Genomic DNA, 20,980 nt, shown 5'->3' on the forward strand with positions numbered 1-20,980 from the left:
GTGGCAGCCGGGCGCGGCTCCGGAACGACGACGGCGCGGGGCACCCCGGAGCCCCGGCAGGGCGGCTCCCCCGCCACCGCAGAGGTGACGGAGAGCCGCGGCCGCGGCCGCCGCGTCGTCGCCCGCTTCGGACGCGTCCTGCGTCGGGCCGTGCTCGTCGCGCTCGTGACCCTGCTGGCGCTGACCGTCGCCAGCGTGGTGGGCAACGCCCTGACCACGCCGCCCGAGACCCTGGAGGCCGATGCCGGTTCCTTCGTGGAGGTCCACGGCGCATCGGTGCACGTGGAGCACTGGGCGGCCGCGGGGCACCACGGCTCCCCCGGTGCCGCGCCGATCCTGCTGCTCCCAGGATTCGCGGAGTCCACGGTGGCCTTCCGCGCGGCGGGGCCCCTGATCGCCGCGCAGGGCCTGGACGTCTACGCCCTGGACCTGCCGGGCTCCGGCTTCACCCGCGGAGGCGACACCGAGGACCTGCGCTCACAGGCCGACCTCGTGGCGGGGACCATCCGGGCACTGGAGATCGAACGGCCCGTGGTGGTCGGGCACTCCCTGGGTGCCGCGGTGGCGGGCGGCACCGCGCTGTGGCACCCGGAGCTGGTGGGCGGTGTGGTCTTCGCGGACGGCGACGCCCAGGACCTGGACCTCGGGGACGGCACCTGGCGGGCCCGCATCGCCCGGCTGCCCCACACCACGAGCGCCTACCGGGTCTTCACCCGGTGGACCTGGCTCGACCGGCTGGCCCTGGCCAACTCGTGCGGCTCGGCGTGCACGGCCTTCGACGGCGACGACGGCACCCGTCTGGCGCGGCAGTGGATGCGCTCGCTGACCCAGGGGGACGTGGAGCACTCCCTCCTGGGCAGCGCCGGGCACAGCGGCATCCTGCACCTCGAGGAGGACCAGATGCGCGCGATCGCCGTGCCCCGCGCCATCGTCTGGGGCGCGGAGGACACCCGCTCCGGCGGGTCACTGCAGGACACGCGGGACAGGCTCGGAAACCCGGCCGAGCGGATCATCGAGGGCGCCGCCCACGACGTCATGAACGCACGGCCGCAGGGGTTCGCCGACGCCGTGGAAGAGCTTGTGAACGGCATGGCCGGTCACTGACCGGGCTGCGCCACGGGTGGGCCCGGTGCTTCCCCGCGTCCCGGGACGGGATGCACGGCCGGCACACTCGGCGCGGTGGCCCACAGGCCGCCCGGTTGCCGGGGGTTCGGCCCCCGGGGCGTCCAGTCCCCGGGGCGGACGACGCGAAAAACCCCGCCCCGGGGCCGTCGCGGGCCGCCGGGGCGGGGTTCTTCACATGCGATGGAGCGTCAGACGACTCAGCTGAAGTCCGGGCCCTTCTCGCGGCCGCGCTTGAGCTCGTAGAACCCGGGGTAGGAGGCCAGCGCCAGCGCGCCGTCCCAGACCTTCCCGGCCTCCTCGCCCTTGGGTGCGGGGGTGAACACGGGGCCGAAGAAGCCCACGCCATTCACCGCGATGCACGGCGTGCCGATGTCCTGCCCCGCCACCGCCCGTGCCTCGTCCGTGGAGGCGCGCAGGGCGGCGTCGTACTCGGTGGAGTCCTTGGCCGCTGCGAGGTCTGCGGGCAGGCCCACCTCCGCGAGGGACTCGGTGATGATCTGCTCCGGGTCCTCCATGCCGCCGGGGTGGCGGCGGGTGCCCATCGCGTCGTAAAGCTTCTTGTAGTACTCGTCCCCGTGCTGCTGCGCGGCGGCCTCCACCACGCGCACGAGCCACATGGACTCGTCGTGGCCGTGGTGGTGGTTCTCCGGGTTGTCCTCGTTGAGGATGCCCAGGGAGATGATCCGCCAGTCCACCTCCACGTCCCGCACGCGCACGACCTCCTCCATCCACCGGGAGGTCATCCACGCCCAGGGGCACAGCGGATCGAACCAGAAATCGACGTGCTGCTTCTCAGCCATGAGAGTTCCTTTCGTTTCCTCCGCGGGGCGTCACGCCGACTTGTGACGACGACGCTCCGCCTCGATTATCTCGTGCGTGAAGATCTCCGGGTCCGCGAGCTTCGCCACGGCGTCCTCCGTGACCAGCACGGCGGCGACGTCGTCCCGTCCCGGCAGCTCGAACATGACGGGCATCAGGATGTCCTCGAGGATCGCGCGCAGACCGCGCGCCCCGGTGCCGCGCTCCAGGGCCAGCTCGGCGATCGCCTCGAGCGCCTGCGGGTCGAAGGTCAGCTCCACGCCGTCCAGCTGGAAGAGCTTGCGGTACTGCTTCACCAGCGCGTTGCGGGGCTCCGTGAGGATGCGCACCATGTCCGCGACCGAGAGCTTGGACAGCGTGGTCACCACGGGCAGGCGCCCGATGAACTCGGGGATCAGCCCGAACTTCAGCAGGTCCTCGGGCTGGACCTGACCGGCGATGTCCACGTCCGCGGTGTCCCTGATGGGGGCGCCGAAGCCGATGCCCTTCTTGCCCGTGCGCTGCTGCACGATCTCCTCGAGTCCCGCGAACGCGCCGGCCACGATGAACAGCACGTTGGTGGTGTCCAGGTGCAGGAACTCCTGCTGCGGGTGCTTGCGGCCGCCCTGCGGCGGGACCGAGGCCACCGTGCCCTCGAGGATCTTCAGGAGCGCCTGCTGGACCCCTTCGCCCGATACGTCACGCGTGATCGAGGGGTTCTCCGATTTACGCGAAATCTTGTCGATCTCGTCAATGTAAATAATCCCCTGCTCCGCCTTCTTGAGATCGAAATCAGCGGCCTGGATGAGTTTGAGAAGAATGTTCTCCACGTCTTCACCGACGTACCCCGCTTCCGTCAGGGACGTGGCATCCGCCACGGCGAACGGCACGTCCAGCTTCTTGGCCAACGACTGCGCGAGGTAGGTCTTGCCTGAACCCGTGGGGCCCACCAGCAGGATGTTGGACTTGGCCACCTCGATGACCTCCTCGTCCCCCTCGGCGCCGGCCAGTGCCAGCGTGTGCCCGGAGACCCCGGCGCGGATGCGCTTGTAGTGGTTGTACACCGCCACGGCCAGGGCGCGTTTGGCGGGCTCCTGCCCGATCACGTACTCCTGGAGGTGGTCGTAGATCTGCTGCGGGCGGGGGAGCTCCGTCTGGTCCGTCTCCGCGACCTCGGTGAGCTCCTCCTCGATGATCTCGTTGCACAGCTCGATGCACTCGTCGCAGATGTAGACGCGCGGGCCCGCGATGAGCTTGCGCACCTGTTTCTGGCTCTTGCCACAGAAGGAGCATTTGAGCAGGTCAACGCTCTCTCCGATGCGCGCCATGTGTCAGCCTCACAGTTCGTCGTGGCAGATTCTGGGACCACTCTAGGCGAGCGGATCACGGGGCGCCCAATCTCCTCCGGACGCATGACGGCCACGGAGCGAGCCGTCTGCTCGCGCCGTGGCCGTGCGTGTGGAACCCGCCGGTGTGTCAGGCCTGGGTGACCGTGGAGGGCTTGTTGATCTTGCGGGAGTCCAGGACCTGGTCGATGATCCCGTACTCCTGGGCCTCCTTGGCGGTGAGGATCTTGTCGCGCTCGATGTCGCGGTTGATCTCGTCCACGCTCTTGTCCGTGTGCAGGGCCATGGTCTCCTCGAGCCACGTGCGCATGCGCATGATCTCGTTGGCCTGGATCTCGATGTCCGAGGCCTGCCCGCCACCCTGGCCCTCCATGGCGGGCTGGTGGATGAGCACGCGGGCGTTGGGCAGCGCCAGGCGCTTGCCCGGGGTGCCGCCGGCGAGCAGCACCGAGGCCGCGGAGGCCGCCTGACCCAGGCACACGGTCTGGATCTCGGGGCGGATGTACTGCATGGTGTCGTAGATGGCCGTCATGGCCGTGAACGAGCCGCCCGGGGAGTTGATGTACATGGTGATGTCCCGGTCCGGGTCCTGGGACTCGAGCACGAGCAGCTGCGCCATGATGTCGTCCGCGGAGGTGTCGTCCACCTGGACGCCCAGGAAGATGATGCGGTCCTCGAACAGCTTGGTGTACGGGTTCTGGCGGCGGTAGCCGTAGGGCGTGCGTTCCTCGAAGTCGGGGATCACGTAGCGGCTGGTGGGCAGCTGCGGTGCGGTGGCGTGAGGGAGGTTCATTGATCCGTCCTGAGAAGTCTGTGGGTGTGTCGTGGCGGCGCGGACGCGGACTACTGGGAGTCCTTCATGGTCCCGCCGCCACCGGTCACGTTGCCGGCGGACTGCGCGATGTGGTCGAAGAAGCCGTACTCCAGGGCGCGCTGGGCGTCGAACCAGTTGTCGCGGTCGTTGTCGCGCAGGATGGTCTCGAGGGTCTGCCCGGTCTGCTCGGCGGTGAGCTCGGCGAGGCGCTGCTTCATGGAGAGGATCAGCTCGGCCTGCACGCGGATGTCCGAGGCCGTGCCGCCCATGCCGCCCGAGGGCTGGTGCATCAGGATCCGGGCGTTGGGGGTCGCGTAGCGCTTGCCCCTGGTGCCGGAGGACAGCAGGAACTGGCCCATGGAGGCGGCCAGGCCGGTGGCCACGGTCACCACGTCGTTGGGGATCAGCTGCATGGTGTCGTAGATGGCCATGCCGGCGGTCACGGAGCCGCCCGGGGAGTTGATGTAGAGGTAGATGTCCGCCTCGGGGTCCTCGGCGGAGAGCAGCAGCATCTGGGAGCAGATGAGGTTGGCGTTGGTGTCCTTCACCTCGGAGCCCAGCCAGATGATGCGCTCCTTGAGCAGGCGGTTGTAGACGTAGTCGTCCTGACCACCCGGTGCCATGTCCTCCATACGCGGAGTGGCCGGTGCGGCACCGTACGGCTGAATGGGAGTGGAGGTCATGAATGCCCTCTTTCTTCTGGACGGGAACCGGGCGAGCGATCGGCGCACCCGGCCCCATGAACACTTTCTGTCTCAGAAGCGTAGTGGCCGGTCCCGGCACGCGCGGCCGGGGATGCCGCCTGTTCGCTCGCGGCGCATGGTCGCATGCGGACGGCGAAACACCGCGGCCGCCCCGTTCCGACGGGGCAGCCGCGGTGCTCTCACGACAGTCTCGACGGCGCCCGCACGGGGCGGGCGCCGGGTGTCACTCGGCCTCGGCGACCTCGGTCTCGGCGGAGTCCTCGCCCGGGGTCCCCACGAAGGAGGAGAGGTCCACGGTCTGGCCGTTGGAGTCGGTGACGGTGGCGGTCTCCAGGACCTTGGCGAGCGCCTTGCGGCGACGGACCTCGCCCACCATCATCCCGGCCTGGCCGGAGCCGTCGAGCATCTGCGCGAACTGGTTCGGGTCCATGCCGTACTGCTGGGACATGTTGATGATGTAGTCGATCAGCTCGGACTGCTCCACGCCGACCTCCTCGGCCTCGGCCACGGCGTCGAGGATGATCTCGTTGCGGAACGCGGTCTCCGCGTTCTTGCGGACCTCGGCGCGGTGCTCCTCGGTGTCGTGGCCCGGCTCCGCGGAGGCCTGGGCCTGCTCGGAGTCGAAGTGCTGGGCGATCTGGTCCTCGATGACCTTCTCGGGCACGGGGACCTCGATGAGCTCCACGAGCTTGTCCAGCACCTTGTCACGGGCCTCGATGCCCTGCTCCACCACGGCGGACTCGGCGGCCTGCTTCTTCAGGTCCTCCTTGAGCTCGGCAATGGTGTCGAACTCGGAGGCCAGCTGGGCGAACTCGTCGTCGGCCTCGGGCAGCTCGCGCTCCTTGACCGCGGTGACCTTGACCTTCACGGTGGCCTCGGCGCCGGAGTGCTCGCCACCGGCCAGCGTGGTCTCGAACGTGGCGTCCTCACCGGCGGAGAGACCGGTCACGGCCTCGTCGATGCCCTCGAGCATGGTTCCGGAGCCCACCTCGTAGGAGAGGTCGTTGGCGGCGTCGACCTCGTCGCCGGCCACCAGCGCCTGCAGGTCCAGGGTCACGTGGTCGCCCTCTGCGGCGGGGCGGTCCACGGTCTTGAGGGTGCCGAAGCGGGCACGCAGCTCGTCCAGGGCCTTCTGCTCGTCCTCGGCGGTGGCCTCGCGGGCCTCCACCTGGACCTCCAGGCCCTTGTAGTCGGGCAGCTCGATCTCGGGGCGGATGGCCACGGAGATCGCCACCTTGGTGTCCGCCTCGCGGTCGTTCTCCTCGGGCTTGGAGAGCACCTCCACCTGCGGCTGCGACAGCGGGGTCAGCTCGTTCTCCGTGAGCGCCTGCTGGTAGAAGTTGTTCAGGCCCTCGTTCAGGGCGTTCTCCACCACGAAGTCGAAGCCCACGCGCTGATCAATGAGCTTGGAGGGGACCTTGCCCTTGCGGAAGCCCGGGATCTGGATCTGGTTGGCCAGTTCCTTGTACGTGTCCTGGACGAACGGCTTCAGATCCGCGTACGCGATGTCAATGGTGATCTTCGCCTCGGTGGGATTGAGTTTCTCGACGGCGCTCTTCACTTCCGCTGTACTCCTGGGGTCGTTGGGTGCTTACGGCAACGGACCGAGGTCGGTCCGGTGGGTCCTCGAACGCGGCCGTGCCGGGCACGGCAACGCTCAGACGTCGGGGTGACAGGACTCGAACCTGCGATCTCCTGCTCCCAAAGCAGGCGCGCTAGCCACTGCGCTACACCCCGTGGTCGCGTGCCCGGGAAACGAGCCGCGTTCGCTCCGCTCTCGGGCGGGACGAGGGCGCCGGACCACCTCACGGCGAGCCGACAACTGTCCACTCTATCGTGTCGCGGGGCCACGCCCGGAATTCCCGGGTGCGCGCGTCCGGTCGGGTGGCACCCCCTGTGGGCCTCGTGTACTCTTTTCACGTCCCCGGGGGCGTAGCTCAATGGTAGAGCCCCAGTCTTCCAAACTGGCTACGCGGGTTCGATTCCCGTCGCCCCCTCCAGACCCTGAGAGAACCCCGCAGCGCCCGTCGCCGCGGGGTTCTCTGCGTCCCGGCTCCGCTTCACGGGACAGTGTCGGGTGGACCCGGGCTCCACACCCCGCTCCGTCTTGCGGAACCGTCCCGGGCTCCACGTCAGCCGAATCCCATGAGCCTCGCACCCCACGGCCAGCGACGCCGCACGGTCACCGCGCCGGGCCCGCCGACTGTGATGCGCATCATAACGCGGCGAGCTTCCAGCACCGGTATGCGGCGCACTTGGCGGTCTTTGGGAGATGCCTATTGCCGTCGAGCGCGATGCTGGTGCTTTGGTGTTCGCGCGGATGGGCGAGGAGTTCGTGTTTGCGACGCTCGTGCCGCCCCTACCCGGCCGCGTTCGGTGTCTGCGGGACGTCCCCACTGGTGCATTGATAACCCACGAAAGAAGCGAGGTCGCCTCTTTCAACCACCCGATTTGGTACCTCCGCGACTGCATTCTGGTGCCCGAGCGCCGACGGCACGATACGACCGGCTAGGTGCCGTGGGACCTGACAGTCACGAACTGGCGGCCTAGCACGATCAGGTGCAGGCCGGCACCGCGCGTGGAACGGTTTTCCAGGGACGATTCCGTTGGCGTTCCAGACCTAGCTCCGGTCCCGCCCGGAAGGCCCGTCCAGCGGTCGTGCTCAGGTGACGGTGTCCTCCTGCCGGGCATTACGCAGTGGTGAGAACACAATGATGAGAGCGGCGAGGAAGAATACACCAGCGCCGATTCCGATCGTCAGGTGGTAGCCGAAAAACGTCAGCATCAGACCCGTCAGGAGCGCCCCGAAAAAGAACACGATGCGGTTCACCGTTCGGATGGTGGCGTTCATCCGACCCTGGATCCCGTCGGGCACGACCGATTGACGGTAGGAGATCTCGTTGGTGTCTTCAGTGCCCATAGCGAGGCAATACAGGAACTGTGCGGCGACGACGACGGTGAGGGCGATAGCTGTACTGCTCTGGGCCAGCGGCGTCAGCGCAAGCGTGAGCCACGGGATCACGACCAGGATGCGCCCCAACAAGATCGATCGCCCGGCGCCCAGCCAAGAACCAGCACGGGGGGCGATCATAGCGCCGATGAAGCCGCCGACACCCCCGGCCGCCAGGGCGACGCCGAACGCCCACGCCGGGAGGGCCAGCTCACGTAAGGCGTAGACGGCGAACACGGTAGTGACGATGCTGTTGCCGAGGAACCAAACGTGGACCGAGAGCGCGAGAGGTCGCAGGGTCCGGTGTCGGTAGGTGTACTGCATCCCCTCGATGATGTCGTGCCCCACATACCGTCCCGGCGGGCGAGGCTCGGGCTTGGGCTCTTTGACCTTAATCCGCGCCTGTAGCACGGCGGCGACCACATTGACAGCCGCTTCAAACACAAACAGGAGAGGCGCCCCGATGAGGTTCAGGAGCACACCGCCAAGTGGTGGACCGGCAGTTTGCGCCACAGTTCCGCTCTGACCGAGTCGCGCATTCGCCATCACCAGTGACCCACGTGGAACGATGCGTGGGAGCAACGGCTGCGCGGCGGAGTCGGAGAACAGCGTGAGGACCCCTAGAACAAGGATGACCGCGCCCAGAGACCAGAAGTTCAGCGCGCCCGTGAGGAGCAGCACCGGGACCACTGCAAGCGTCACCGCGCGTCCAACGGTCGTCAGCACCAGGGTTCGTTGACGACGCCAGCGGTCCATGAGAGCGCCGACGATAAATCCCAACACGAGATACGGTGCAACGCCGAGAGCGTTCAGGATGCTGATCTGCATTGGGGTCGCGTGCACGGTGGTGACGATGAGCACCTGGAACGCGACCCCTGCGATCGCGCCCCCGAAAGTACGGATCGTCGTAGCACTCCAGAACAACGCGAATGAAGGATGGCGGAGGACCTCCCGCGCCCGTCCGAGGGGCACTGGTGCGCTGGGAAGAACGTCGTTGTTCATGCCCATGAGAATATCCGCGGAGTTTTCCCACGGCTGTCGCGCCTTCGCCCGTGCGGAAATTTTCTTGATCCTGACCCGCCACTGGAAACGCCTCAGCCGCGCACTCGACCCCAAGGCTTCACCGATGCCCAGGCCATCGTCACGATCGAACGCATCACCCAAGGCACCTTCCGCTTCCTCGAACGCATCTTCCCCCAGATCGGACGCATCCTGAAGATCAACCAACTCGACACAATCACCGTCGACGTCATCGAGGCAGCCGCCAGCACCCGCATCACCAGCTAACGCCACATGTTCCCACCAGAAGCCCGCCATTCAACGGTCAACTTCACACCCGTCGACCTCCCCGAGCGTCTGGCCCCCGTGCTCATGCCTGACAGCTCGGGCACCAGTACAGGCCCCGCCCGTTCAGGTCCTGCTTCAGCACCGTGGCCCCGCACCGGCGGCATGGTTGGTCTTGGCGGTGGTAGACGTAGTTGGCGTGCTCGGGCCACGCCTCGGCCTTCGGGACACCGGGGCGGTCCTCGGGGTCCGTGGTGATGATCCGCCCCAGCCGCACGCCCACGTGCATGAGCGCGACGTTCTCCTCCCACAGCCCCAGCAGGTCCTCGCGGGTGAGCGAGGTCCCGGGGGTCGTGGGGTCCACCCCGCGGCGGAAGAGGGACTCCGCGCGGAAGATGTTGCCGATCCCCGCGACCACGTGCTGCTCCATGAGCAGCACTCCGATCGGGCGCCGGCTGCGTCCGGCGGCGGCCACGAAGGGCTCGGGATCCGCCTCCGGGTCCAGGGGGTCCGGGCCGAGCTTGGCCTCCGCGGCCCTGGCCTCGGCCGGGGTCTCCGCGGCGCACAGCGTGGGACCGCGCAGGTCCGCCCACCCGTGCTCCCCCGCAAGACGCACGCGCACCGCGCCCACGGGGGCGTCGGGGACCACGCGCCCGGCGGCGTCGTGCACCACGGGTCCCGCCGCGGAGCCGGTCTCCCGCTCCCCCAGCCGCCGCGGCGCGCCGATGGCCGACGCCGCGGCGAACGTCTCGTCCCCGGCGAAGCTCCACGCGCCGTAGATCCCCAGGTGCGAGCGCAGCACCATGACGTCCTCGGGATCGTCGGGGGACGCGAGGTCCAGGTAGAGGTGCTTGCCGTGGGCGCGCGCCCGCGTGAGGACGCGCCCGTCCAGCAGGGCGGCACCCGCGGCGAACCGGCCCTGCGGGCTGCTCACGCTCAGCCGCTGCCCCTCGAACAGGTCCGCGAGTTGACGCGCGAGGCGGTGGACGGAGTGTCCCTCGGGCATGAGTGGGGCGCCCGCTCAGTCGCCGGAGAAGGGGCGGGGGGTGACGGCGGAGAGCTTGCCCGCGATATCCCCGGTGCGCTCGAACTCGGACAGCTGGGCGATGCGGCGCACGTGGCGCTCGTCGCCCGAGAACGGCTCGGCCAGGAAGGTCAGCGCGAGCTCCAGGGCCTCGTCCGCCTCGTGCTGCCGCCCGCCGATGGCCATGACCTGGGCGTCGTTGTGCTCGCGGGCGAGCTTGGCGGTGTCCTGGTTCCACACCAGGGCGGCACGGATGCCCTGCACCGCGTTGGCGGCCATCTGCTCGCCGTTGCCCGAGCCGCCCAGCACGATGCCCAGGGAGTCCAGGCCGTTCGCGCGGTCCTCCCGCACGCCCATGGCGGCGCTGATGCAGAACGCGGGGTAGTCGTCCGCGGCGTCGTACTCCACCGGCCCGTGGTCGATCATCTCGTAGCCGCGCCCGGTGAGCTCCGCCATCAGGTGGTGGGACAGCTCGAGGCCGGCGTGGTCGGTGGCGATGTGCACGCGCATGGGTGTCAGCAGCTCCTAGCTGGGGAGGGCGGCGTGCCGTGCGGCAGCCGCGGGGTCGATGCGTGCCCCCACTGTATCGCCGCCCCGGAGGGGTGGGGACGCCCGGCGCCCGGGGCGCCGTCGTCCGCGCCCCGGGCGCTCCGCCGCGCCGTCCCGCGCGGGGGACGACGCACTGCGCGGGTGACGCGGAGGTGCTTGCGGTGACTGTCATAATGGCTGGATGCGTCGCGTGCGCATGGACTTGTCGTCGAGGAGAGGAACGCCGTCGTGCCCGGAACCAACCTGACCCGAGCAGAGGCCGCGGAGCGCGCCGAGGTCGTCTCGGAGCAGTCCTACCGCGTGGAGCTGGACCTCACGGAGAACCCCGAGACCTTCCGCGCGCGCACCACCGTGGCGTTCACCGCCGAGCCGGGGACGAGCACGTTCATCGACGCCATCACCGCGTCCGTGGAGTCGGTGACCCTCAACGGCACCGCCCTGGACCCCGCCGCGGTCAGCGACGGCGAGCGCATCCGGCTGCCGGAGCTCGCCGCGCAGAACGAGCTCCTGGTGGAGTCCACCATGTACTACATGAACACGGGCGAGGGCCTGCACCGGTTCGTGGACCCGGTGGACGGCGAGGTGTACCTCTACTCCCAGTTCGAGGTCGCGGACACCCGCCGGATGTTCCCGGTGTTCGAGCAGCCGGATCTGAAGGCCACCTTCCAGTTCTCCGTGACGGCGCCCGCGCAGTGGGCCGTGGTGTCCAACCAGGCGACCCCCGAGCCCGTGGCGGTCTCCGAGGGCGTGGCCCGCTGGGACTTCTCCCCCACGCCCGTGATGTCCTGCTACGTGACCGCGCTGATCGCCGGCCCGTACCTGAGCACCACCGACAGCCTGGTCTCCTCCGACGGGCGCACCGTGGAGCTCGGGCTGTTCGCGCGGCGCTCGCTGTTCGAGCACATGGACGCCGAGGAGATGTTCCGGATCACCAAGCAGGGCTTCGAGTTCTACGAGTCCCAGTTCGGCATCCCCTACCCGTTCGAGAAGTACGACCAGCTCTTCGTCCCGCAGTTCAACGCCGGGGCCATGGAGAACGCGGGTGCGGTGACGTTCGTGGAGTCCTACATCTTCCGCTCCAAGCCCGCGCAGGCCCTCGTGGAGCGCCGCGCCATCACCGTCCTGCACGAGCTCGCACACATGTGGTTCGGGGACCTCGTGACCATGCGCTGGTGGAACGACCTCTGGCTCAACGAGTCCTTCGCGGAGTACATGTCCACCCTGGCGTGCGCGCAGAACACCGAGTACACGAATGCGTGGACCACGTTCGTGGCCGGGGAGAAGTCCTGGGGCTACGCGCAGGACCAGCTGCCCACCACGCACCCCATCAAGGCCGAGATCCCGGACCTCGAGGCCGTGCTCGTGAACTTCGACGGCATCACCTACGCCAAGGGCGCCTCGGTGCTCAAGCAGCTCGTGGCGTGGGTGGGCCAGGAGCAGTTCATGGCCGGGCTGAACCGGTACTTCGGCAAGCACGCGTGGTCCAACACCGAGCTCTCCGACCTCATGGTGGAGCTCGAGGCGGCCAGCGGGCGCGACCTCACCGACTGGTCAGCGCGCTGGCTCGAGACCGCGGGCGTGAACACCCTGGTGCCGCGGGTCGAGGCCGATGACGACGGCGTCATCACGTCCTTCCGCATCGAGCAGCTGGGCCAGGACGGGCACCCCACCCTGCGGCCCCACCGCGTGGCCGTGGGCTTCTACGACCACCGCGAGGACACCGGGCGCCTCACCCGCACGTTCCGCGTGGAGCTGGACGTGGACGGCGAGTTCACCGACGTCCCGCAGCTCGTGGGCCGCGAACGCCCGGACCTGGTGCTGCTCAACGACGACGACCTCGGCTACGCCAAGATCCGCTTGGACGAGTGCTCGCTCGCCACGGCCATGAACCACCTGGGAGACTTCGAGGAGTCCCTGCCCCGCTCCCTCGTGTGGGCCGCGGCGTGGGACTCCGTCCACGACGGCGTGAGCCCCGCGAGCGACTACGTGCGCCTGGTGCTCGCCAACGTGGGCCACGAGACCGACTCCACGGCCGTGCAGGTGCAGCTGCGCCAGCTCGACACGGCACTGGACCGCTACCTCGCCCCCGAGCACGCGCAGCAGGTCCGGGAGGACGCCGCGGTGAGCCTGTGGCGCCTGGTCGAGGAGTCCGAGGCGGGTTCCGACCACCAGTGGCAGTTCTTCCGCGCGTTCCTGCGCCGGGCGTGCACGGACGCCCAGATCGAGCGTGTGGCGGGCTTCTCCCGCGGCGAGGGCGTCCCCGAGGGCCTGGAGCTGGACACCGACACCCGCTGGGCCGTGCTGATCGCCCTCGTGGCGGCCGGCCGCAAGGGCGCCGACGACATTGCGGCGGCCCTGCGCGAGGACAACACCGAGACGGGTGCCATCGCGGCTGCGACCGCGTCCGCAGCGATCCCCACGCCGGAGGCCAAGGCGGACACCTGGCGCCTCGTGGTGGAGCAGGGCGCCCTGCCCAACTCCCAGCAGCAGGCGGCGATCGCGGGCTTCTTCCGCGGGCACGACGACGCCCTGGTGGCCCCCTACGCGGACCGGTACTTCCAGGAGGTCACCGGGGTGTGGCGCGAACGCACGCACGAGCTCGCCCAGCAGATCGCGGTGGGGCTGTTCCCCCGGCACGCCACGCAGGACACGGTGGATGCCGCCCAGGACTTCCTGGACCACCTCGACCCCTCGCACAGCGGCCTGCGCCGCCTCGTGCTGGAGCGCCAGGACGCTGCCCGTCGCGCCGTGCGCGCCCAGCAGGTCGACGCCGCCGCGCCGGCCCAGCGCGGCGCCGACGGTACGGAGCCCGGCCGGTGAGCGACTCGGAACGGACGGATCCACGGGCGGCCCCTCCGGCCGGGCGGCGCACCTTCACCCTCGGTGCGGTGGGCTCCCGCTCCGCGGGCCCGTCCGTGACGCAACCGCCGCAGCAGGTGGGGGACGCGCGAGAGGCCGCCGAGGCGGCGTCGTCGGACTCGTTCTACGCCCAGGTGGGCGGGCACGAGACCTTCGCGAAACTCACCCGCGAGTTCTACGCCCGCGTGGCCCTAGACGCGGACTTCGCGGCCCTGTACCCCGAGGAGGACCTGGGCCCGGCCGAGGAACGGCTGCGGATGTTCCTGGAGCAGTACTGGGGCGGTCCCACCACGTACTCGGAGCGGCGCGGGCACCCGCGGCTGCGGATGCGCCACGCGTCCTTCCCCGTGGACACGTGGGCGCGCGAGACGTGGCTCAGGCACATGCGCGCGGCCATGGACACGGTGGAGCTGTCGCCCCTGCACGACGGGATCATGTGGGACTACTTCGACCGCGCCGCCCACGCCATGGTGAACCGGCCGGGCTGAACCCCACGTCCTGGGCCCGTCACGATGAATCGATTGTGGGCACCGGGGCGGTTGTGCTCGCAGCAGTTGTCGGGTCCCTCTTGCCAACCGCTCTACCGGGCGTTCCTGGCACAGCGGGATTGTTCCCGACGGGTAGCTTTCTGATAGCGGACCGGCCGAACGCGACGCCATCATGAGACGCCGAACAGGCGGTACGGCTCCGTAGTGCGGCTGGGCCTCGCTGACAGACCCATGGACACTGCGGCTGGGCCTCACTGACAGACCCATGGACACTGCGGCCGCGATGGCAATGCACCGGACTGCCATACGACGCAGGAGGGAATTCTGGAAGCGTACCCGCCCTCTCCCCCGTGATGCGTGGCCAAGTTTGGGCAGCACTCCCCGAGCGATACCCCTGCTCTTCGCATTCGTACCCCTGCCAGGACCCTTGTCGATGATCGTATGAAGTTCCCGACGGGCCGTTTCTATTGCAAAGCGGTGCTTGCAAAGTGTAATTTGCAGTATGTCCGAATTTTCTGGTTCTGTAACTCCCGGCGAATCCTCACCCGTCGATGTCGTCACGGAGACGTCGCGTTTACGGGCCCTGGCCCACCCCCTACGATTGCGAATGCTGGGTCTGCTGCGACAGGAGGGCCCCATGACCGCGACACTTCTGGGGCAACGGTGCGGCGAGTCATCGGGACTCACCAGTTACCACCTGCGCCAGCTCGCCTCGGCCGGCTTCGTCAAGGATGCGGAACCCGCCGACCTCATCGGCCGGCGCGTGGACGGTCGAGTCCGCTGGTGGGAAGCAATCAGTCAGGTCACGGTGACTCAGCTTCCGGATGATGGTGATGAGGCGAGCGCCGCGGCCAGCGAGGACCATGAGCGCGCGGTGATCGAGCTCTATACGGAGCGGGCCCGAGCTTGGGTGGTAGCCAAGCACACCTGGCCCCCACAGTTGCAGAAACGGTCGAGCCTCGGTGACCGCGCCCTCTACTTGACTCCGACGCAGGTCGCCGCGCTACAGACGGAGCTCACTGATCTACTTGCCCGGTACTGCGAGCACGGCGCTGCCGGGGCCCCCGTACCGAATGGCATGCCGACGGACGCACTGGTCTTTTCGTTCCAGTACCAGCTCTTCCCCGATCCCGAACAGACTCCGCCGGTGACGAGCGACCCGGACGAGGAACCATGAACACCCCGGGAGCGGCCTCGCCCCGCCACTCGAGAATGGCGCTCGGTGGACTTGCAGTCGCCCACTCTATGGCACAGGGCGGGAACACCATCACCGTCTTCGCGACCCCCTTCTACGTCCGCTCCATCCATGGCTCAGCAACCGACATAGGCCTTGCCACCATTGCTGCAACTTTGCCAATCATCATCGGCGGCCCGCTGTCCGGCGTTCTCGTCGATCGCGTCGGTTACCGGCGCTCCAGCATCGTCGCCGACGTGGTCAGCGGTGTCACCGTGCTCGCGATCGCCATCCTCGGTTCCACGGACCACCTACCTCTGTGGGGACTTCTCACCCTCCTGTGCGCCAGCGGCCTGTTCGACACCCCCGGCCAGACTGCCCGCACGGTTCTGCTACCTGCGATGGCGCGTAATGCCGGCGTCCCCCTCGAGCGCACCGTTGGCGTCATCTCAGGCGCTGAACGGACCGCCATGCTCGTTGCTGCACCACTGGGTGGCGTTCTCGTAGCAGCCATTGGCTCATCGGAGGCTTTTTACGTCAATGCTGCGCTCTTCGCCGTATCCGCGTTGCTCGTCGCAATACTGGTCCCCCGAAGTACGCCTGCAGGCGGCGACGGGGACGACGCAGACAGAACACGTGAAGTCGGCTACTGGGGCCAGCTCGCGGAGGGTGCCCGCTTCGTTCTGGCGACACCGCTGCTGCGGAACATCGCATTTGTCGTCCTGGTACTGAATGCCTTCGACACTGCGCGTTTGACGGTCCTGCTTCCCCTATACGCACTCGATGAACTGGGCGGTGCAGCAGCCGCTGGTCTCATTAGTGGCGCCCTCGCCGGCGGATCCGTCGTCGGCTCCGTTCTGTTCAGCGCCTGGGGGCACCGCCTCGCGCGCCGCGCCTTGTTCGTGGGCACTTTCGTCATCACCGGTGGACCACTGTCAGTGGCCTTTGCGCTGGGCGCCCAGACGGCCACGCTCCTCCTGGTTGCCGCGGCCACGGGATTGGCTGCGGGGATGCTCAACCCTCTGATTGGCACGATGCGTCTCGAGCTCGTCCCGCCCCACATGCTGGCCAGGGTGCAGACGCTGATGATCTCCATTGCCTGGGCCGGCATGCCGCTCGGCTCACTCGCAGCTGGCATTGCCGCTGACACGTTCGAGCTGCGCTTCATCTATGCAGCCATCGGCATCGCGTACGTGATTGTCGCCCTCACCCCGCTTGCCAGCAGGAGCTGGCACCAGACGGGCGACAACCACGCGACATCTGTGTCGTGACCTGCAACGGACGGGCCAATTGGCAGGGCTCATGGGCGAGGGCCCTGCTTCAACTGGCTTTAACCTTGCCTTGGTCAGCACTTTTCTCAGGGCGGCGGCCGCCGACCAGGAGTTAGTCTTACCCAGATTGCGCCACAGTGCGTGATATCGGTGAGACTGAGGTTCCGAACGCATAAAAATACGTTTTCGACCAGTGGTGTGTCCCGGGTACCCACCTCAGCGGGGGAGCTTGACCAGCACGTGGCCCGCACCGGTGCTCAGCCGCGCCCACTGCCCGGTCTGCTCCGCGGCCACGTGGACGTCTGAGTCCGGGGACGGGATGAAGCCGAGGACGTCCAGGGCGAACGCGGCGCCGTCCGGGATCTCCGGGCCGTCGAGTGGACCCCACCCGGAGGAGGCACCCCACACCCGCGAGCGGACCTTCTGCACGATCGCGGCACCCGAGTCCGCGGGGACGGCGTCCGAGACGGCCTGCACGCCACGGCGGGCAACGTCCCGCACGTGGTGCGCGGCCACCGTCCCCAGTGCGCTCCAACCCGTGCGCGGTGCGACAATCCCGGCCCACGGCGCGTTGACCTGCTGCGGTGGGGCACTGAGCCACACGGCGTCGTCGCCCGCGGGAACCGCCTGCGTGCTCACGCGCGCAAGGCGGTCGGTGATGGCCGAGGCAGCAACCGTGGTGTCCAGGCCCGAGGACTCCGCGAGGGCCATGGTGCGCAGCCCGAGGACCACAGGGGCGGTGTCGAGCAGACCGGCGGGGTGGATCACGGAGACCCACACCGCGAGCACGCGGTCCATGCCCTGCAGCCGCACGGCGGCCTGCGGATCCACCGAGCGGGCGCGACTCATGTAGGTGGCGAGGTCCGCGGCGTCCTGGTGGTCCGGCAGCGCGAACCCGTCCGAGCCGACCTCACGGGGGGCGCTCATTTCGCGTGGGGGTACTTGACGTCGTCCTCGAGGGACGCGAGCAGGGCCCGGTGGTCGTCCGAGAGCTTCACGCTTCTGCCGGTCTCCGGGTCCATGACCACGATCACGGACTCGCCCTGCGCGTACACGTGCGACCCGTCCTCCTCCTGCAGGCGGTAGGAGATGGTGAACGAGGACCCGCCCACCCGGGAGATCCACGTGCGCACGTACACGGGGTCCATGCGGAAGAACAGCTGCTCCTTGTAGTCCACGCTCTGGTGGGCCACCACCGTGCGCAGCTTCCCCACGGACTCACGGAACGTGGTGTCCTCGGGGATGCCGTGGCCCGGGTCCTTGGCGATGGGCGACGCGGTGAGCCGCACGCGGGCGTCCTCGAAGTACCGCAGCATGGTCACGTTGTTGATGTGGCCGTACTGGTCCTGGTCGAAGAAGCGCATCTGAACGGGGATGTCGAGGGAAGTCATGCTCCCATCACACCACACTCACGCCCCGGTTTAGAGTGGGTCCATGACTCTGGACCCGACCCAAGACCCCGTGGGCTCCCTCATCACCATGCTCGACCTCGCGGACGGCGGCGGTGCCCGCACCACCGAGGACATCTTCGTGGGGCGCACCATCACCACGCCGCGCGCCCGCGTCTACGGCGGACAGGTCCTGGCCCAGGCCTCGATGGCCGCGATGCGCACCGTGGACCCGGGACGGGCCATCCACTCCCTGCACGCCTACTTCCTGCGCGGCGGGGACATCGAGCTGCCCATCACGTTCGGCGTGGAGCGCGTGCGGGACGGCCGGTCCTTCTCCGCACGCCGGATCCACGCGTACCAGGAGGGCAAGACCATCCTGTCCATGATCGCCTCCTTCCAGGAACCGGCCGAGGGCCTGGAGCACCAGGACGAGATGCCCGAGAACGTCCCGGACCCGGAGTCGCTACCCTCGCTGCGCGAGACCTTCGGCGCGCTGGACATCCCCGAGGCCCGCGCCCAGGCCTTCGAGCGGCCCTTCGACATGCGCTACATCACCGAGCCGCTGTTCCTGCCGTGGCAGGGCCCCCAGGACGCCTACAACGCGGTGTGGGTCAAGGCGCTCGCCCCGCTGCCGGACGATCCGCACATCCACCGGGCGGCGCTGGCGTACGTCTCCGACTACACGATGATGGAGCCCATCCTGCGCCGCCACGGCCGCTCGTGGGGCGAGCGCGGCATGAACGTGGCCTCCCTGGACCACGCCATGTGGTGGCACCGGTTCGCGCGCGCGGACGAGTGGATCCTCTACACGCAGAGCTCCCCCAGCGCGTCCTCCGCCCGCGGGCTGTCCATTGGGAAGATGTTCACGCGGGACGGCGCGATGATCGCCACCACCGTGCAGGAGGGCATGATGCGCCTGCCCGAGTTCCACTGACCCACCACGTCACACGGCAACGGCCCCCGCGCCCGCGCCCCTCCCGGGGGCTGCAGGTGCGGGGGCCGCGGCGTCGTCGGGCGGTGCCGGGTTCAGCGGGCGCGCGCGAGCAGCGGGTGCGAGCGGCACGCGACCGCACCCGCCACCGCGACGACCAGTCCCACCAGCAGGGCCACGCCGTAGCCGGCGGCGCTCGCGAGGAACAGCCCGGCCGAGGCCCCGATGGTCCCGCCCAGCATGGAGATGGAGCTGAGCAGGGTGAAGTCCGCGCCCGCGTGCCCGGGGCGGGAGATGTCCAGGTTCACGGCGTAGATGCCCGTGTTCATCACGGTGTACCCCGCGAGCACGCCGCACGCGCCCACGATCCCGAGCAGCACCTGGGTGCCGTGAGCCCCCGGGGCGTCGGACCACACCACGGGCACGAGGCACAGCCCGCCGAGCAGCTGGATCCCGGCGCCCAGCAGCAGCGTGGTGCCGCGGCCCACGCGTCGGCACAGCCGCCCGCCGAGTAGCGCCGCCCCGAGTGCGGGCACCGCGGCGATCACGGAGGTCACGGTGCCGATGAATCCCAGGGACCACCCGGCGTCCACCAGGGCGGGCGTCACGAGGGACCACAGCGCGGCGGAGCCCAGGGCCACGAGCGGGACGGCCACGAGGGCCCAGCGCACGGCGCCCGGCACCGAGAGCACACCGAACATGGTGGACAGCCGCCCCGCCGCGGGTGCCACGGGGGCCACCTCGCGCTCGCGGTGGCGCAGCACCGGGACCATGGCCACGGCCGTGCACAGCGCCAGGGTTACGACGGCGGCGCGCCAGCCCCACGCGTCGTAGATCAGCAGGGCGAGCCCACCGCCCACCACCGTGCCGATGTAGCTCGCTCCCACCTGCACACCCGCGCCGAGATCGTGCTGCTCGCGCTCGAGCCCGCGCACGGACAGGGCGTCCGCGGCGATGTCCTGGGTGGCGGAGAAGAGCACGAACGCCGCGGCCAGGACCACGACAACCCCCAGTCCCCGCTGCGGGTCCGAGAGCAGCGCCATGCCCAGCAGGGAGAGCACCATCAGCGGCTGCAGGATCAGCAGCCAGGAGCGGTAGTGGCCGCGGGACCGGCCCGGGGACCAGCGGTCCAGCAGGGGCGCCCACAGGAACTTCACCGGCCACACCAGCGCCAGCAGCTGCAGCACCCCCAGGGTGCCGAGGTCCGTGCCGCCGTCCCGGAGGATGCCCACCAGACCGGTGTTGAGGAAGGACGCCCCGATGAACTGGGTGGTGTACAGCCCCCAGAGCAGGAGCCAGAACCCGCGGTCGGTGCGCGCCGGGGTGGTCTCGGGCGCGGTCAGGGTGCTCATGTGCTCCTCCAGTACGCCGTGGCGTCGATGTGCGTGCGCGGCACCCCGTAGCGGGTCCGCAGAGTGGTGCTCAGGCGGCGGTTCTGCTGCGCCTCCACGGCGATCCAGAACCGGTGGTCCCCTGTGGGCTCGTGGGCGTCCCAGTGCGCCAGCACGGCGTCCGCGAGCTCACGGCCCTCACCCGCGTGCCGGATCCGGTGCACCCGGTGGTTCCCGGAGGCCGCGAGCGGAAGATTCTCGTCCCCCGGGTCGCGGTACTCGAACCACACCTCCACGTCCTCGGACGCCAACCGGGGCAGCATCGCGTTGACGGCGGGCAGGCTCGCGGGGTCCCCCACGATCACCGTGCGGCCCCGGAAGTCCGTGTCGAGACCGGGCGCAGGATGCTCCGCGGGCGCCCGGCGCGGATTCCGTCTGGGCTGCCACGGCGGGGTGCTGCCCAGCAGGGAGGCACGGACGGTGTCCCCGGGGCGGCACGTGCGCGCCCAGTCGGAGGCCGCGCCGTCGTGCAGCGCGAACTCCAGGTCGAACAGGCCCTCCGAGGGGCGGGGGTCCGCCACCGTGAACGCGCGCTGGTGGTCCCTGCCCCCGGACGTGAACCACAGCCGCAGCCACAGGGTGGGGAACGGTGTGTGCCGGGCCAGGAAGCCCTCGTCCCGCACCGTGATCCGGACAAACGTGGGACTCACGTCGTCCCGCGACACCACCGTGAGCCTGGTCTCCGAGGCACCCAGTGCGCGCACGGCCAGTCGTTCCCAGTGGGGCATGGACTCTTCTTCTCCTTGTTGCGGGGCGGGCCTCCGACGGCGGCACATGATGCTGTGCCCGCACGAAGCGGGCACGTACGACGGCGCGGGGCCGGGTTACGCGATACCCGTGGCTTAGGTTAGCCTAACCTCCGGATCAATACGATACTGATC

The 20,980-nt window shown here is 69.3% G+C and carries 18 protein-coding genes and 2 tRNA genes; 7 read left to right on the plus strand and 13 right to left on the minus strand.

All coding sequences use genetic code 11. The features are described 5' to 3' along the window. Nucleotides 1–1,104, plus strand: coding sequence for an alpha/beta fold hydrolase (locus C1C97_RS02470; protein ID WP_121029880.1), 1,104 nt, complete (start codon nucleotides 1–3; stop codon nucleotides 1,102–1,104). A 218-nt stretch (nucleotides 1,105–1,322) separates the two neighbouring features. Here C1C97_RS02470 and C1C97_RS02475 read toward each other — a convergent pair whose 3' ends face one another. The 6 genes from C1C97_RS02475 to C1C97_RS02500 form a co-directional block, all read right to left on the minus strand. Then, complete coding sequence (locus C1C97_RS02475) at nucleotides 1,323–1,925, minus strand: mycothiol-dependent nitroreductase Rv2466c family protein (RefSeq protein ID WP_110920316.1); 603 nt, start codon at nucleotides 1,923–1,925, stop codon at nucleotides 1,323–1,325. A gap of 30 nt (nucleotides 1,926–1,955) precedes the next feature. After that, nucleotides 1,956–3,251, minus strand: coding sequence for an ATP-dependent Clp protease ATP-binding subunit ClpX (gene clpX / locus C1C97_RS02480; RefSeq protein WP_110920317.1), 1,296 nt, complete (start codon nucleotides 3,249–3,251; stop codon nucleotides 1,956–1,958). Between the two features lie 148 nt (nucleotides 3,252–3,399). Beyond that, nucleotides 3,400–4,062, minus strand: a complete 663-nt coding sequence (locus tag C1C97_RS02485; RefSeq protein ID WP_110920318.1) for an ATP-dependent Clp protease proteolytic subunit — start codon at nucleotides 4,060–4,062, stop codon at nucleotides 3,400–3,402. A gap of 50 nt (nucleotides 4,063–4,112) precedes the next feature. Further along, nucleotides 4,113–4,715, minus strand: coding sequence for an ATP-dependent Clp protease proteolytic subunit (locus C1C97_RS02490; protein ID WP_199712185.1), 603 nt, complete (start codon nucleotides 4,713–4,715; stop codon nucleotides 4,113–4,115). Between the two features lie 295 nt (nucleotides 4,716–5,010). Continuing rightward, on the minus strand, nucleotides 5,011–6,348 hold the full coding sequence (gene tig, locus C1C97_RS02495; RefSeq protein WP_121029882.1) for a trigger factor: 1,338 nt from the start codon (nucleotides 6,346–6,348) through the stop codon (nucleotides 5,011–5,013). A 103-nt stretch (nucleotides 6,349–6,451) separates the two neighbouring features. Then, nucleotides 6,452–6,524: transfer RNA gene (locus C1C97_RS02500), tRNA-Pro, on the minus strand. Nucleotides 6,525–6,713: 189 nt separating this feature from the next. Here C1C97_RS02500 and C1C97_RS02505 point away from each other — a divergent pair. Further along, nucleotides 6,714–6,787: transfer RNA gene (locus tag C1C97_RS02505), tRNA-Gly, on the plus strand. A 662-nt stretch (nucleotides 6,788–7,449) separates the two neighbouring features. Here the strand turns inward: C1C97_RS02505 and C1C97_RS02510 are convergent. Genes C1C97_RS02510 through C1C97_RS02520 form a run of 3 tightly spaced genes read right to left on the minus strand, consistent with a single transcriptional unit; the run spans nucleotide 7,450 to nucleotide 10,555 of the window. After that, nucleotides 7,450–9,054 carry an MFS transporter gene (locus C1C97_RS02510; protein ID WP_233542673.1) on the minus strand — a complete coding sequence of 535 codons (1,605 nt, stop codon included), beginning with the start codon at nucleotides 9,052–9,054 and terminating at the stop codon, nucleotides 7,450–7,452. A gap of 52 nt (nucleotides 9,055–9,106) precedes the next feature. Then, nucleotides 9,107–10,027 carry an Fpg/Nei family DNA glycosylase gene (locus C1C97_RS02515; RefSeq protein WP_121029883.1) on the minus strand — a complete coding sequence of 307 codons (921 nt, stop codon included), beginning with the start codon at nucleotides 10,025–10,027 and terminating at the stop codon, nucleotides 9,107–9,109. A gap of 15 nt (nucleotides 10,028–10,042) precedes the next feature. After that, complete coding sequence (locus C1C97_RS02520) at nucleotides 10,043–10,555, minus strand: ribose-5-phosphate isomerase (protein ID WP_121029884.1); 513 nt, start codon at nucleotides 10,553–10,555, stop codon at nucleotides 10,043–10,045. Nucleotides 10,556–10,822: 267 nt separating this feature from the next. Here C1C97_RS02520 and pepN point away from each other — a divergent pair, with 267 nt between their 5' ends. The 4 genes from pepN to C1C97_RS02540 all read left to right on the plus strand — a co-directional run bounded on the left by pepN (nucleotide 10,823) and on the right by C1C97_RS02540 (nucleotide 16,386). Beyond that, a complete protein-coding gene (gene pepN, locus C1C97_RS02525) occupies nucleotides 10,823–13,414 on the plus strand; it encodes an aminopeptidase N (protein ID WP_121029885.1) in 2,592 nt (863 codons plus the stop codon). 116 nt (nucleotides 13,415–13,530) lie between these two features. Further along, nucleotides 13,531–13,941 (plus strand): globin, encoded by a 411-nt coding sequence (locus C1C97_RS02530; protein ID WP_121030507.1) that lies wholly within the window; start codon nucleotides 13,531–13,533, stop codon nucleotides 13,939–13,941. A 502-nt stretch (nucleotides 13,942–14,443) separates the two neighbouring features. Then, entirely contained in the window at nucleotides 14,444–15,118 is a 675-nt protein-coding gene (locus C1C97_RS02535) for a winged helix-turn-helix domain-containing protein (RefSeq protein ID WP_121029886.1), read from the plus strand. After that, nucleotides 15,115–16,386: an MFS transporter gene (locus C1C97_RS02540; RefSeq protein WP_121029887.1), complete on the plus strand. Its 1,272-nt coding sequence runs from the start codon at nucleotides 15,115–15,117 to the stop codon at nucleotides 16,384–16,386. Before C1C97_RS02535 ends, C1C97_RS02540 begins: the two co-directional genes overlap by 4 nt. Nucleotides 16,387–16,602: 216 nt before the next feature. Here the strand turns inward: C1C97_RS02540 and C1C97_RS02545 are convergent, their stop codons facing one another. Both C1C97_RS02545 and C1C97_RS02550 read right to left on the minus strand, forming a co-directional pair. Further along, nucleotides 16,603–17,313: a hypothetical protein gene (locus C1C97_RS02545; protein ID WP_121029888.1), complete on the minus strand. Its 711-nt coding sequence runs from the start codon at nucleotides 17,311–17,313 to the stop codon at nucleotides 16,603–16,605. Then, nucleotides 17,310–17,777 (minus strand): acyl-CoA thioesterase, encoded by a 468-nt coding sequence (locus tag C1C97_RS02550; RefSeq protein WP_110920434.1) that lies wholly within the window; start codon nucleotides 17,775–17,777, stop codon nucleotides 17,310–17,312. The genes C1C97_RS02545 and C1C97_RS02550 overlap by 4 nt, the downstream gene beginning before the upstream one ends. A 43-nt stretch (nucleotides 17,778–17,820) precedes the next feature. Between C1C97_RS02550 and C1C97_RS02555 the strand changes: the two genes are divergently transcribed. After that, a complete protein-coding gene (locus tag C1C97_RS02555) occupies nucleotides 17,821–18,711 on the plus strand; it encodes an acyl-CoA thioesterase (protein WP_110920433.1) in 891 nt (296 codons plus the stop codon). A gap of 92 nt (nucleotides 18,712–18,803) precedes the next feature. Here C1C97_RS02555 and C1C97_RS02560 read toward each other — a convergent pair whose 3' ends face one another. Next, nucleotides 18,804–20,060 (minus strand): MFS transporter, encoded by a 1,257-nt coding sequence (locus C1C97_RS02560; protein WP_121029889.1) that lies wholly within the window; start codon nucleotides 20,058–20,060, stop codon nucleotides 18,804–18,806. Next, nucleotides 20,057–20,827 carry a siderophore-interacting protein gene (locus C1C97_RS02565; RefSeq protein WP_110920431.1) on the minus strand — a complete coding sequence of 257 codons (771 nt, stop codon included), beginning with the start codon at nucleotides 20,825–20,827 and terminating at the stop codon, nucleotides 20,057–20,059. The genes C1C97_RS02560 and C1C97_RS02565 overlap by 4 nt, the downstream gene beginning before the upstream one ends. Nucleotides 20,828–20,980 lie beyond the last annotated feature (153 nt).

It is taken from the genome of Kocuria tytonis (genome assembly GCF_003226895.2).
Taxonomy (GTDB): Bacteria; Actinomycetota; Actinomycetes; order Actinomycetales; family Micrococcaceae; genus Kocuria; species Kocuria tytonis.

Bases quoted from the DNA above. Each gene is read 5' to 3' on its own strand.
- C1C97_RS02545 (WP_121029888.1), bottom strand. From the start codon at position 17,313: ATGAGCGCCCCCCGTGAGGTCGGCTCGGACGGGTTCGCGCTGCCGGAC.
- C1C97_RS02520 (WP_121029884.1), bottom strand. From the start codon at position 10,555: ATGCGCGTGCACATCGCCACCGACCACGCCGGCCTCGAGCTGTCCCAC.
- C1C97_RS02490 (WP_199712185.1), bottom strand. From the start codon at position 4,715: ATGGAGGACATGGCACCGGGTGGTCAGGACGACTACGTCTACAACCGC.
- C1C97_RS02565 (WP_110920431.1), bottom strand. From the start codon at position 20,827: ATGCCCCACTGGGAACGACTGGCCGTGCGCGCACTGGGTGCCTCGGAG.
- C1C97_RS02560 (WP_121029889.1), bottom strand. From the start codon at position 20,060: ATGAGCACCCTGACCGCGCCCGAGACCACCCCGGCGCGCACCGACCGC.
- C1C97_RS02515 (WP_121029883.1), bottom strand. From the start codon at position 10,027: ATGCCCGAGGGACACTCCGTCCACCGCCTCGCGCGTCAACTCGCGGAC.
- C1C97_RS02510 (WP_233542673.1), bottom strand. From the start codon at position 9,054: ATGGCGGGCTTCTGGTGGGAACATGTGGCGTTAGCTGGTGATGCGGGT.
- clpX (WP_110920317.1), bottom strand. From the start codon at position 3,251: ATGGCGCGCATCGGAGAGAGCGTTGACCTGCTCAAATGCTCCTTCTGT.
- C1C97_RS02485 (WP_110920318.1), bottom strand. From the start codon at position 4,062: ATGAACCTCCCTCACGCCACCGCACCGCAGCTGCCCACCAGCCGCTAC.
- C1C97_RS02550 (WP_110920434.1), bottom strand. From the start codon at position 17,777: ATGACTTCCCTCGACATCCCCGTTCAGATGCGCTTCTTCGACCAGGAC.
- C1C97_RS02540 (WP_121029887.1), top strand. From the start codon at position 15,115: ATGAACACCCCGGGAGCGGCCTCGCCCCGCCACTCGAGAATGGCGCTC.
- C1C97_RS02535 (WP_121029886.1), top strand. From the start codon at position 14,444: ATGTCCGAATTTTCTGGTTCTGTAACTCCCGGCGAATCCTCACCCGTC.
- C1C97_RS02555 (WP_110920433.1), top strand. From the start codon at position 17,821: ATGACTCTGGACCCGACCCAAGACCCCGTGGGCTCCCTCATCACCATG.
- C1C97_RS02475 (WP_110920316.1), bottom strand. From the start codon at position 1,925: ATGGCTGAGAAGCAGCACGTCGATTTCTGGTTCGATCCGCTGTGCCCC.